The sequence below is a fragment of the Mesorhizobium sp. M6A.T.Cr.TU.016.01.1.1 genome, assembly GCF_003952585.1.
In the GTDB taxonomy this organism is placed as follows: domain Bacteria; phylum Pseudomonadota; class Alphaproteobacteria; order Rhizobiales; family Rhizobiaceae; genus Mesorhizobium; species Mesorhizobium mediterraneum.
The window spans coordinates 3,241,181-3,252,818 of record NZ_CP034452.1; the positions used below are offsets into that span (position 1 = coordinate 3,241,181).

Below are 11,638 nucleotides of genomic sequence, written 5' to 3' on the forward strand. Positions count from 1 at the left end.
CGCGAGCCATGGGTCGGTCGTAGATCGGCTGGTCGGCATCGACCTCGCTCCGGGCCTGGCTGTCTTCGGGATGTGTGCCGCCCATCTCGGTCCCGACCCCGGCGAAGGAGGACTAGTCGGGTTTCTGATGGAACCAACCCATGGGCGGTCGTCCGCCCTGTTTGCCGTATTGGCTGTTTTTTCGATTCTCCTGATTACCGGTCGCAAGGCGCCGAAGTCGGGGGTTGCAGGTAGACAGGCCATTGCCAGAGTCGCAATTCGTGCCCTTGTTTTGGTCGCGCCTGGCTCAATCCTGAACTACCTCGGTGCGCCAGTCCAGGTCATCGTGGCATACTACGGAATCTGCTTCTTGTTGGTCCTGCCGCTCTGTCAGCTCAGCGAACGCGGGGCCTTTGGAGTGCGTCATGATGTGCGATCAAGGTCCTGGGTGGTATTCTGCCGGGGGGCGAGAGCTACGCTTTGAAAAGCGGAGTCATACCCGTCCTCGCCATGAGGGTCACCGTCATCGGTCAGGTATTGGTTGGTGGTCGCCTGATTTCGAACGAATTCGGTTCCATTCACAATTAAGGTGAGGTGTTGTTGTGTATAGCTTCCTGCTTGCGTCCTGGGGGACGTCGGGTATCTGAGTCCGTTGCTGACTGCGGCCCGAAGACTGCAACGGCGCGGCCATAGCGTCCGCATCATGGCTGATCCAGTGATGCAGAGTGAAGTGGCTTCGGCGGACTGCGAATTCGTGTTCTGGCGGCGCGCCCCGACAGGCATCGACGCGGATCCGACTGACTCTTCGGACATCCGTGACTGGTTTCAAAAGGCGGTGTTCGGCCCCGCGCCAGCTTATGCGGCCGATATCCGGGATGAGATCGGCCGCATCCCGACGGATGCTGTCATTGCCATCGATCTATTGTTCGGTGCGGTATTGGGCGCCGAAGCTGCGGGCGTGCCTATCGCAATGTTGGCACCCCATGTTAGCCTTCGCCCTCTCCCAGGGACTCCGCCGATCACCAGCGGGTTCGTGCAGCCGCAAACGCCAAAAGAGCGGATCGCGGCCGCTGCGGCGAGCGAAGGCTGGGCGTGCTTTTTGAACCAGTTCCTTCCACTTTTAAACGAGGCGCGCGCCGGCCTCGGCCTCTGCGGCTTAGACAAGACGGTGGATTTGTTCCAGCGTGCCGATCGGTACTTGCTCGCGATCAGCCAGACCTTCGACTTTGCAGCCGACTCTCTGCCCGATAACGTTCGTTATGTCGGGCCGCTGCTCGATCAACCGAATTGGTCGAAGGGTTGGGAGGCTCCCTGGCCTATGGACTCCGGTCGACCTCGTGTGCTTGTCGCCTGCAGCACCGGGGCTCAGGGTCAAGACGAATTGGTTCAGCGGATCATCAGCGCACTGGGTACGCTGGACGTGGACGCAGTAGCGACCATCGGCCCCCATGTTGACTCGAGAAAACTGGCGGCCCCCAGGAACGTGCATCCGCTGCACGGTGCACCGCATGACCTAGTGATGAAGGAAGTCTGCCTCGTCGTGACGCAGGGCGGCCACGGCACCGTCAGCCGCGCGTTGATAAACGGTCTGCCGCAATTGGTGCTCCCGAAAGGGCGCGACCAAGGGGATAATGCCGCACGAGTTGTGTCGAAGGGAGCTGGTCTACGCCTACCGTCGAGTGCTCGTGAGGCCGAGATCGCCGACGCCGTCACTCGGCTACTTCAGGAACCGTGTTACCGGGATGAGGCCCGACGCTTGGGCGGTGCCATGAAAGATGAAATGGCCGCCTCCGGTCTCGTTGACGAATTGGAGGCTATGGTGGCAAATAGGCGCGTTGTCTGATCGCCGCTTTGATACTGGCGGTCCGATCCTGCTCAGACATTTAGATCCTTCAAGTTCACCTTCGGCCGCGTCGGCATCTTGCCGACTGGCTTTACGCATCCACGTCATTCCGCCGATGCTTCTGCACCGGGCCAAGTCGACATTTATCCCCACTTGGTGCCTCTTACAGACCATCGTGTTTCAGCATCAGTCGGTTCCTATTTTGCCGAGACTCAGGACCGATTGATACTGTGCCGTTAGTGAACGCTACCCGGGATCTCGACTGGCTAAAGGCTCGTTGTTCGCAGCTCATCCTGGCCAAGACGTTGTTAGCTGGCCATTTCAACACCATCGAAGTGGCTGACCAGGTGAATGCAATGCTCGACCGCTTCCTAGCAGTCGGCCTCCGACGCCGCGCCACTACGCGTAAGTAAAATATGTGCGCAGGACGCTGCATACACGTTAGTGGTGGGTTTGGTCGGGTTACGACCGTCGATCAGCTGACCAGCTGTTTGATCGGGAGCTGGATCATCTGCCGCCGGAGGCGCGGTGGCGCGAATGGATGCAGCGCGTCGAGGCGACGATCTTTGCAGCCAGCGAGCCCGTTGGCCGTGCGACGCTGGCGCGGATCGTCGGCAAGAACTGCAGCATCGATCTGCTAATCGACGATATCCGCGAAGAGTTGCGCGGCCGGCCCCTATGATTTGGTCTCCGTCGCCGGCGGCTGGAAACACCTGACCCGCCCGGCCTATGCCGACGCCATCCGCAGTGCATTTGGCAAGGCCGTCGGAGACAGCGTGCGTGGTGTAGACCTGACCCAGTCGGACGTGCTGGTGTTATGTGCATCGCCTATTTCCAACCGATCACCCGTGGAGAGCTATCGCCATTCTTCGGCAAGGAGATCAGCCGCGACCTGGTCGGCCATCTGCGTGGTGCGAAGCTCATCGCCTCCGGTCCACGCAGCCCGACCCCAGGCGCGCCCTACACCGACGTGACGACAAAAGAGTTCCTGGTGGAGTTCGGGCTCGACACGCTGCGCGACCTGCCGGATTTCGAGGCGCTCGAGGATGCTGGACTTCTGTCGAAGGGGAAGCTGCTGGAGGGCGCCATAGTGCCCGGCTTTTCCTCCCATCACTACAACGCCGACGTCGAGATCGAGGATTAGCTGCTCGCTGCCGCGCAGCAGCCGACCGCCGGCGCGTGATGCTGTTCAAATCTCCGCCGTCGGGATCTTCGGTACGCATAAAGAGAAGCGGGTCTAATCAAACAATGAAGCGACACCCTTCGGTAGCAAGCGCCTCAAGTTGCGAGCTTGGCGTCCTTGGAAAACGGTAGGCGAAGGAGACGTGTACGTCAGTCAGTTATTACTGTGCTCAGGTGCTCTCTGGCTTGGCGCGAAGTCACTTCTTTGGTCTCATCTGCGGTCGAGCTGCCTCTGCGGCGTCACTTTGGATCTGCGATAAAAGTCTCAAGCTCCACGATATCTGCAGTGAATTTATGAGAGACGGACCGCGATAGGTACCGGCAGCTTGATTGTCGTAACTGTGGGTTTTAGCCGATCGTTAAAGATTCCACCCCTTTGCCATGTGGGTAACAGCGCCGTTTTTCCCATTGACGTCAAAACATCAGAACAAAGTACCTTAGCTCTACAGATTTAATAGAATATCGTTTGATCTGGTTTGGTGCGGCCTAGCGCGCATGCAAAGTGTGGGAGATTGATGACTTGGCACGATTATCGGTTCTCGGAATATCGGGCGGCGTAAGCAACCCGTCCCGCACCACGGCGGTGGTCAATGCGCTGGTCAAGGCGGTCGCGTTGCGCGTGCCTGCAGACACCGGTCTGATCGAGATCACGGAGGCGGCACCCTCACTTTTCGCCGGACTATCCCGCGGCGCACTTGGCGCATCTGGAGAAGCGATTATCCAGCGTGTCGAGAAGGCCGATTTGCTCGTGGTCGGAACGCCTGTCTATAGGGCTTCCTACACTGGCGCCCTCAAGCACCTGTTCGACCTGGTCGATTATCGCGCGTTGACGGGCAAGACCGTGCTTCTCGCCGCGACCGGCGGGAGCCCATACCATGGCCTGGTCCTCGAACATCAGCTCCGGCCATTGTTCGGCTTTTTTGGCGCTGTCACCGTCCCTACGGGCGTCTACGGCGCGCCCGACGATTTCGTCGATGGCGAAATCGTCGGCGCAGCCATCATCGAGCGCATTGCAAGGGCTGCCACCGACGCGGTCTCCTTGCTCAACTCCAGTCACGCAAATGCTGCCGTCGCCACCCGCGTCGGCTGAGCCAATCAACAGGGGAAACGACGACATGAGTTCGCATTCCGACGCCATCAAATTCGCCTACTGGGTCCCGAATGTTTCCGGCGGCCTGGTGATCTCCAACATTGAGCAGCGGACAGGTTGGGATATCGACTACAACCGCAAGCTCGCCCAGATTGCCGAGGCCAACGGGTTCGACTATGCGCTGAGCCAGATCCGTTTCACGGCCGGCTATGGGGCCGACAACCAGCACGAATCAGTCTCGTTCAGTCATGCCTTGCTTGCCGCGACCACAACGCTGAAGGTTATCGCAGCGATCCTGCCCGGCCCGTGGAACCCTGCGCTGGCGGCCAAGCAGATCGCTACCATCAACCACCTGACCAATGGCCGCGTCTCCGTCAATGTCGTCAGCGGCTGGTTCCGAGGCGAGTTCGCCGCGATTGGCGAACTCTGGCTCGATCATGACGAGCGCTATCGCCGGTCGGAGGAATTTATCCGAGCGTTGCGCGGCATCTGGACGGAAGACAGTTTCACGCTGAAGGGCGATTTCTACCGCTTCACCAACTATTCCATGAAGCCGAAGCCGATCGAGCCCTTGCCCGAGATATTCCAAGGCGGCTCGTCGCGAGCCGCTCGCGACATGGCGTCTCGTGTCTCCGATTGGTATTTCACCAACGGCAATACCCCGGAGGAGATCCGGAAGCAGGTCGACGACATCCGCACCAAGGCGAAAGCCAACGGCCACAAGGTTAGGATCGGCGTCAACGCTTTCGCCATCGCCCGCGAGAGCGAGCAGGAAGCGCGCGCCGTGCTCGACGAGATCATCGCCAAGGCGAATCCGGAGGCGGTGCAGGGCTTTGCCGATCAGGTCAAGAATGCCGGCAAGGCCTCGCCGGAAGGCGAAGGCAATTGGGCGAAATCCTCCTTCGAGGATCTCGTGCAATACAATGACGGCTTCCGCAGCAATCTCATCGGCACGCCTGAACAGATCGCCGAACGCATCCTGAAGCTCAAGGATGCCGGCGCCGACCTGATCCTGCTCGGCTTCCTGCATTTCCAGGAAGAGGTCGAGTTCTTCGGCAAGCGCGTCATCCCATTGGTGCGCGAACTGGAAGCAGCTCGCGACAGGGAGCTTGTCGCCGCGGAATAGGTCAGGCGCGGCCTTCGGGCCACCGCCAGCTCTCCTTCAAAAACAGGGACGTTTCATGATTGGTGCTTCGCTGGGAGCCGCCGCATACGAGCGCGCGCCCGAAATTTCCCGCATTCTTGCTGGTGTTGGCCCCGTGGAGGACACGCGCCGGGCGCGCCTGTCGGCAAAGGCTGATGCGATCCTGACGCTGAATGGGATCGGTATTTCCTTTGGCGGCGTCACGGCATTGAGCGATGTCGACCTTGAGGTCAAGAGCGGCGAGATCCGCGCGGTGATCGGCCCCAACGGCGCCGGCAAATCCTCGCTGATCAACATCATCAGCGGCCTCTACCACGCCGACCACGGCACGATCACGATCGACGGACAGCCATTTGCCCGGGTGCCGGCGAACCGTCTGGCGCGACTGGGCGTTGCACGAACCTTCCAAAACCTGGCGCTGTTCGGCGGGCTTTCGGTGCGTGACAACATCGCGTCCGGCCGCGTCCACACCAGGCGCGCCAGTTTTGTCGAACACATTGCAGGCCTGCCACGCGCCCGGCGCGAGGATGCCATGATCGCCGAAAAGACCGATCAGATAGTCGCCTTCCTGCATCTCGAAAGCGTCGCCGACCGCCTCGTCGCCACCTTGCCTTACGGCCTGCAGAAGCGGGTCGAGCTGGCGCGCGCGCTGGTCGCCGAGCCGAAGCTGCTGCTGCTCGACGAGCCGATGGCCGGCATGACGGCGACCGAGAAGGCCGAGATGGCCGGCTTCGTGCGCGCCGCGCGCGACCGGCACGGCGTCACCATCATCCTGATCGAGCACGACATCGGCGTCGTCATGGGCCTCTCCGACCGCGTCGCCGTGCTCGACTACGGCCGCAAGATCGCCGACGGCACGCCGGCCGAGGTGCGCGCCGATCCTGCGGTGATCCGGGCCTATCTCGGCACCGCCGAGGGCGAAGACGGCGAGGGCATCTGATGAGCTACTATGATTTCCTCTTCGTCATCGAGGTGCTGGTCGGAGGCCTGCTGTCGGGCGTCATGTACTCGCTCGTCGCCATCGGATTCGTGCTGATCTACAAGACCTCGGGCGTGCTGAACTTCGCGCAAGGCTCGATGGTGCTGTTTGCAGCACTCACTTTCGTCAGCCTGGTCGAACGCCGCGTCCCTTTCGCGCTTTCGCTGCTCATCACCTTCGCGGTCATGGTCGCGCTCGGCTTCACCATCGAGCGGACCGTGCTCAGGCCGCTGGTCAACCGCTCGCCGATGACGCTGTTCATGGCGACGCTGGGCCTCTCCTACATCATCGAAGGTGCCGCCCAGCTTATCTGGGGCACGCAGGTGCACGGGCTCGACCTCGGCATCGACGACACCCCCTTCGAGGTCGGCGGCGTACTGATCTCGTCCTTCGACCTGCTGGCGGCGGCGATCGCCGCCGCCATGGTCGCAGGCCTCAGCGCCTTCTTCTATTGGACGCGGATCGGCCTTGCGTTTCGCGCCGTCGCCGACGATCAGTTCGCGGCCCTCGCCGTCGGGCTGCGGCTGCCTCGCATCTGGGGCACCGTGTGGACGGCGGCCGGCTTCGTCGCGCTGGTCGCCGGGCTGTTGTGGGGCGCGCGTCTCGGCGTCCAGTTCTCGCTGTCGCTGATCGTGCTGAAGGCGCTGCCGGTGCTGGTGCTTGGCGGCTTCGATTCCATCCTCGGCGCCATCGTTGGCGGCCTCATCATCGGCGCCAGCGAGAAGCTGGCCGAGGTCTATCTCGGCCCGTTCGTCGGCGGCGGCATCGAGGGCTGGTTCGCCTATGCGCTGGCGCTGGTGGTGCTTTTGGTGCGCCCCTCCGGCCTGTTTGGCCAGAAAACCGTCGAAAGGGTCTGAACCATGGCCGTGCAAGCTCTCGACACCGCAAGGCTTCCAGTCGACTGGGCGAAACTCGTTCAGAAGCTGGCATTGCCGACCGCCCTGTTCGTCGTCGCCTACGGCGTGGTCCCTGCCTATGCTTCGGGCTATCTGGTCGAGGCGATCCTGCTGCCATTCCTGGCGCTCAGCCTGGCGGCGGTCGGCCTCAATTTGCTGACCGGCTATTGCGGCCAGCTCTCGCTTGGCTCTTCCGCCTTCATGGCGGTGGGCGCGTTCGGCGCCTACAATTTCAACCTTAGGGTCGAAGGCCTGCCGCTGGCGGTGACCATGATCCTGGCCGGAATTTCCGCCGCCGGCTTCGGCGTCGTGTTCGGCCTGCCCAGTCTCAGGCTGCGCGGCTTCTACCTCGCCGTCTCGACGCTCGCCGCCCAGTTCTTCGTGCAATGGGCGCTAACCAAGTTCGGCTGGTTCTCCAACGACAACCCGTCCGGGGTGGTCTCGGCGCCGCACCTGGCCGTCGCCGGTCTTTCGCTCGACAGCGCGACCGGCCGCTATTTGCTTTCGGTGACGACGGTGATCCTGATCACAGTGCTCGTGTCGAGGCTGGTCAACAGCGCCACCGGCCGCAACTTCATCGCCGTGCGCGACAACGAGACCGCGGCACGGGTCATCGGCGTTCCGGTGCTCAAGACCAAGCTGCTCGCCTTCGCGCTGTCGTCCTTCATCATCGGCGTTGCCGGCGTGCTGTGGGCCTTCACCTATCTGCGCACCGTCGAGCCGGCCGGGTTCAACCTCGACCGCTCGTTCCAGATCCTGTTCATCATCATCATCGGCGGGCTGGCTTCGATACGCGGCGCCTTTCTGGGCGCGGCGTTCATCGTCGTCTTCCCGCTCTTTCTGTCCCGGCTCGGCGCCTTCGTGTTCGGCGGCCTGTTCGATTCAGGTGTGCTCGACATGAGCCAGCGCATCGTGCTTGGCGCGCTCATCATCATCTTCCTCATCGCGGAACCGAACGGGCTGTCGGCCCTCTTCGACCGCCTGAAACGACGGATCGGCTCGAGGTCCAGCTGAGCGCCGCTCGACATCCTCTCACGGACCACAACCTCAGGAGATGCAACCCATGACCTTCTTCAGTCACCTACGAAAGGCGGCGATCGCCACGGCCTTCGTCTTCGGCGCGACGGCGGTTCACGCCGACGAACAGTATTTTCCTCTGCAGAGCTACCGCGTCGGCCCCTATGCCGCCGGCGGCACCGGCTTCTTCGGCGGCTTCATCGACTATCTCAACCTGATCAACATCCGAGACGGAGGCGTCAACGGCGTCAAGCTGACCTGGAGCGAAGGCGAGACGCAGTATGAGGTCGAGAAGGGCGTCGAGGTCTACGAACGATTGAAGAGCAATCCCGGCATCGCCGCCTGGAACCCGCTTTCCGTAGGCATCGCATACGCCATGATCGACCGCATCACCGATGACAAGGTTCCACTGATAACCATCAACCACGGCCGCACCGACACGACAGATGGGCGCGTGTTCCCTTACGTCTTCCCGCTGCTGCTCAATCCCTACAGCGAGACCTCCGGCATCGTGAACTACATCGCCTCCAAGGAAGGCGGCCTCGACAAGCTCAAAGGCAAGAAGATCGTGGTGCTCTATCACGGCTCGCCCTACGGCAAGGAGACGATCCCGATCTATGAATTGCTTTCGCAGAAATACGGCTTCGAGCTGTCGCAGATCGAGGTGCCGCATCCCGGCAACGAGCAGCAGGCGCAATGGCTGACGATCCGGCGCGAGCATCCGGATTACGTGGTGCTGCGCGGCTGGGGGGTGATGAACCCCGTTGCCCTGAAAACCGCCCAGAAGACCGGCTTCCCGGCCGACCATATCGTCGGAAACGTCTGGTCCAACTCCGAGGAAGACGTCATCCCCGCCGGCGATGCCGCTAAGGGCTACACCGCCATCACCACCCAGGCCTCGGGCGAGCAGTATCCGGTGGTCCAGGAGATCGTCAAAACCGTCTACGGCGCCGGCAAGGGCAATCTCGAGGACAAGAGCCGCATCGGCTCGGTCTACCATAATCTCGGCATCGTCAATGGCATCCTTAATGTCGAGGCGGTCCGCATCGCACAGGCGAAGTTCGGCAACCGCACGCTGACCGGCGACGAAGTGCGTTGGGGCTTCGAGCATCTCAAGCTCGATCCGGCGCGCGTCGAGGCACTCGGCGCCAAGGACCTGTTCCACTCGATCAACGTCTCCTGGGACAATCACGAGGGTGACGGCTACGTGACCTTCCAGCAATGGGACGGCAAGAAGTGGAATGTCGTCTCCGACTGGATCGCTCCCGACTGGAAGCTGCTGCGTCCGATCATCGAGAAGTCGTCCGAGGCCTATGCCAAGGAAAAGGGCATCAAGATCCGCACGGCCGAGGACGCCGACGCGGTGGTCAGCAACTGAATTTGGTATGGCGCGGCCGACAAATCTGGCCGGCCGCGCCATCCACCTTCCCGAGCGGAGTCATCGATGTCCATCCCGGAATACCCGATACTGTCAGTTAGCAGCGTGGAAGCTGTCTACAACGGCGCCATCGCCGCCCTACACGGCGTCGACTTGTTGGTTGGCAGGGGCGAGATCGTCGCGCTGCTCGGCTCCAACGGTGCCGGCAAGACGACACTGCTGCGCGCCGTATCCAATCTCCTTCATGCTGAGCGCGGCGCCATTACCGCCGGTCGGATCACCTTCGGTGGCGAGGATGTTTCAAGGGCAAGCCCCTCGCACCTAGTCCGCAGCGGCCTTGTCCAAGTCCTCGAGGGCCGGCATTGCTTCCGCTCGCTGACGGTCGAAGAGAACCTCTTCACCGGCGCGCTCGGACGCTCGTCCTCTCGCACTGGCGTCAAGGCCGACCTCGATCGTGTCTATTCACTTTTCCCAAGGCTCGCCGAGAAGCGGCGAACCCGGTCCGGCCTCACTTCCGGGGGCGAGCAGCAGATGACGGCTATCGGCCGGGGTCTGATGTCGCGGCCGAAACTCTTTGTTCTGGACGAGCCGTCGATGGGGCTGGCACCGCTGATCGTCGACGAGATCTTCAGCGCCCTGAAATGGCTCAACCGCGACGAAGGCCTTTCGATCCTCGTTGCCGAACAGAATTCGGCGGTCGCGCTGAAATACGCCGACCGTGCCACCGTGCTCGAGAACGGCGTCAGCGTGCTGGAAGGATCGGCTGCCGACTTGCGCCAGCGCACCGATATCAAAACCTACTACCTCGGCGGCGCGCCGCTTCCACCGCAACATTTTCCCAAGGAGACAGCAGCATGACCATCCAATCCAGGCAGGCGTCGGATAGCCGCAGTGCCGTCCCGCCGGTCGAACGACCCTCTGCCAAGGCGCATGTGATCAAGGCCGATGCCGAGGCAATCGCTGTCGCCGAAAAACTCGCCGCCGAATTCGCCAGGGATGCCTCCACGCGGGATCGTGAACGCATCTGGCCGAAGGAAGAGCTCGATGTGTTTTCGCAGAGCGGCCTGTGGTCGATCAACGTGCCGAAAGCCTATGGCGGGCCGGAGCTCTCCTATGTGACCCTGTCGAAGGTGATCACCATCATCTCGGCGGCCGATCCGTCGCTCGGCCAGATTCCGCAGAACCATCTTGGCGTCGTCGCCGCTATCCGCACCGTCTCCGACGAGGCGCAGAAGAAGCTGCTTTTCGCTGAGGTGCTGTCCGGCACGCGCTTCGGCAACGCGTTCTCCGAGTTCGGCTCCAAGCGCGCGGCCGACTTCGAGACAAAGTTCGTCGACGCCGGCGACCATGTCGTGGTCAACGGCCAGAAATTCTATTCGAGCGGTGCTCTGCTTGCCCATCTGGTGCCGATCGTGGCCCTCGATGACGAGGGGCGTGCCTGGTATGCCATCGCCGATCGCGGCGCGCCCGGGCTGACGGTCATCGACGACTGGTCGAGCTTCGGACAGAAGACGACTTTGTCCGGCACGGTCCTGCTCGACAATGTCAAGGTGCCCAAAACGCATCTCGTCCCCGGCTATAAGGGCTACGACAGGCCGACGGCCGACGGCGCCATCTTCCAGATCATCCAGGCCGCGGTCGATCTCGGCATCGCCAAGGCGGCGATCGACGAGACTGTCGGCTTCGTGCGCACCAAGTCGCGCGCCTGGATCGACAGCGGCGTCGATCATGCCTGGCAGGATCCTTATACGATCCAGGCGATTGGCGACCTTCGCCTGCGGACCAACGCGGCAGAGGCGGTTCTGGAAAGGGCCGGGCTTGCGGTCGATCGCGCCGTGGCCGACCCGAACGAGAAGACCGTCGCGGAAGCGCAGATCGCGGTTGCCGAATCCAAGATTCTCACCACAGAGATCGCCATCATTGCCACGAACAAGCTGTTCGAGCTCGCCGGCACACGCTCGACGCTGGCCGAGCACAATCTCGACCGGCACTGGCGCAACGCCCGCACCCACACGCTGCACGATCCGGTGCGCTGGAAATACGCGATCCTCGGCAACTACTACCTCAACGACGTAAATCCGCCACTCCATGCCTGGAGCTAGTGAGCGCCTCCAAATCACAGAGGACCAT

Annotated in this window: 9 protein-coding genes and 1 pseudogene; all 10 read left to right on the forward strand. The window is 62.1% G+C overall.

Going from position 1 to position 11,638, the window contains the following annotated elements:
• The first annotated feature begins 682 nt into the window (after positions 1–682).
• Entirely contained in the window at positions 683–1,822 is a 1,140-nt protein-coding gene (locus EJ075_RS15620; RefSeq protein WP_245458161.1) for a nucleotide disphospho-sugar-binding domain-containing protein, read from the forward strand.
• Positions 1,823–2,363: 541 nt separating this feature from the next.
• A pseudogene (locus EJ075_RS15630) lies at positions 2,364–2,966 on the forward strand (SMC-Scp complex subunit ScpB).
• Between the two features lie 558 nt (positions 2,967–3,524).
• Entirely contained in the window at positions 3,525–4,094 is a 570-nt protein-coding gene (gene msuE / locus EJ075_RS15635; protein ID WP_095487005.1) for an FMN reductase, read from the forward strand.
• A 25-nt stretch (positions 4,095–4,119) separates the two neighbouring features.
• Positions 4,120–5,220 (forward strand): dimethylsulfone monooxygenase SfnG, encoded by a 1,101-nt coding sequence (sfnG, locus tag EJ075_RS15640; protein WP_095487007.1) that lies wholly within the window; start codon positions 4,120–4,122, stop codon positions 5,218–5,220.
• A gap of 55 nt (positions 5,221–5,275) precedes the next feature.
• A complete protein-coding gene (locus EJ075_RS15645) occupies positions 5,276–6,178 on the forward strand; it encodes an ABC transporter ATP-binding protein (RefSeq protein ID WP_126104948.1) in 903 nt (300 codons plus the stop codon).
• Positions 6,178–7,074: a branched-chain amino acid ABC transporter permease gene (locus EJ075_RS15650; protein ID WP_095487011.1), complete on the forward strand. Its 897-nt coding sequence runs from the start codon at positions 6,178–6,180 to the stop codon at positions 7,072–7,074. Before EJ075_RS15645 ends, EJ075_RS15650 begins: the two co-directional genes overlap by 1 nt.
• A 3-nt stretch (positions 7,075–7,077) precedes the next feature.
• Positions 7,078–8,127 (forward strand): branched-chain amino acid ABC transporter permease, encoded by a 1,050-nt coding sequence (locus EJ075_RS15655; protein ID WP_095487013.1) that lies wholly within the window; start codon positions 7,078–7,080, stop codon positions 8,125–8,127.
• A gap of 49 nt (positions 8,128–8,176) precedes the next feature.
• A complete protein-coding gene (locus tag EJ075_RS15660) occupies positions 8,177–9,508 on the forward strand; it encodes an ABC transporter substrate-binding protein (RefSeq protein WP_126104949.1) in 1,332 nt (443 codons plus the stop codon).
• A 66-nt stretch (positions 9,509–9,574) separates the two neighbouring features.
• A complete protein-coding gene (locus EJ075_RS15665; protein WP_126104950.1) occupies positions 9,575–10,366 on the forward strand; it encodes an ABC transporter ATP-binding protein in 792 nt (263 codons plus the stop codon).
• Entirely contained in the window at positions 10,363–11,610 is a 1,248-nt protein-coding gene (locus tag EJ075_RS15670) for an SfnB family sulfur acquisition oxidoreductase (RefSeq protein WP_126104951.1), read from the forward strand. Before EJ075_RS15665 ends, EJ075_RS15670 begins: the two co-directional genes overlap by 4 nt.
• The last annotated feature ends 28 nt before the right edge of the window (positions 11,611–11,638 follow it).

Bases quoted from the DNA above. Each gene is read 5' to 3' on its own strand.
- EJ075_RS15670 (WP_126104951.1), top strand. From the start codon at position 10,363: ATGACCATCCAATCCAGGCAGGCGTCGGATAGCCGCAGTGCCGTCCCG.
- EJ075_RS15660 (WP_126104949.1), top strand. From the start codon at position 8,177: ATGACCTTCTTCAGTCACCTACGAAAGGCGGCGATCGCCACGGCCTTC.
- EJ075_RS15655 (WP_095487013.1), top strand. From the start codon at position 7,078: ATGGCCGTGCAAGCTCTCGACACCGCAAGGCTTCCAGTCGACTGGGCG.
- EJ075_RS15650 (WP_095487011.1), top strand. From the start codon at position 6,178: ATGAGCTACTATGATTTCCTCTTCGTCATCGAGGTGCTGGTCGGAGGC.
- sfnG (WP_095487007.1), top strand. From the start codon at position 4,120: ATGAGTTCGCATTCCGACGCCATCAAATTCGCCTACTGGGTCCCGAAT.
- EJ075_RS15645 (WP_126104948.1), top strand. From the start codon at position 5,276: ATGATTGGTGCTTCGCTGGGAGCCGCCGCATACGAGCGCGCGCCCGAA.
- EJ075_RS15620 (WP_245458161.1), top strand. From the start codon at position 683: ATGGCTGATCCAGTGATGCAGAGTGAAGTGGCTTCGGCGGACTGCGAA.
- EJ075_RS15665 (WP_126104950.1), top strand. From the start codon at position 9,575: ATGTCCATCCCGGAATACCCGATACTGTCAGTTAGCAGCGTGGAAGCT.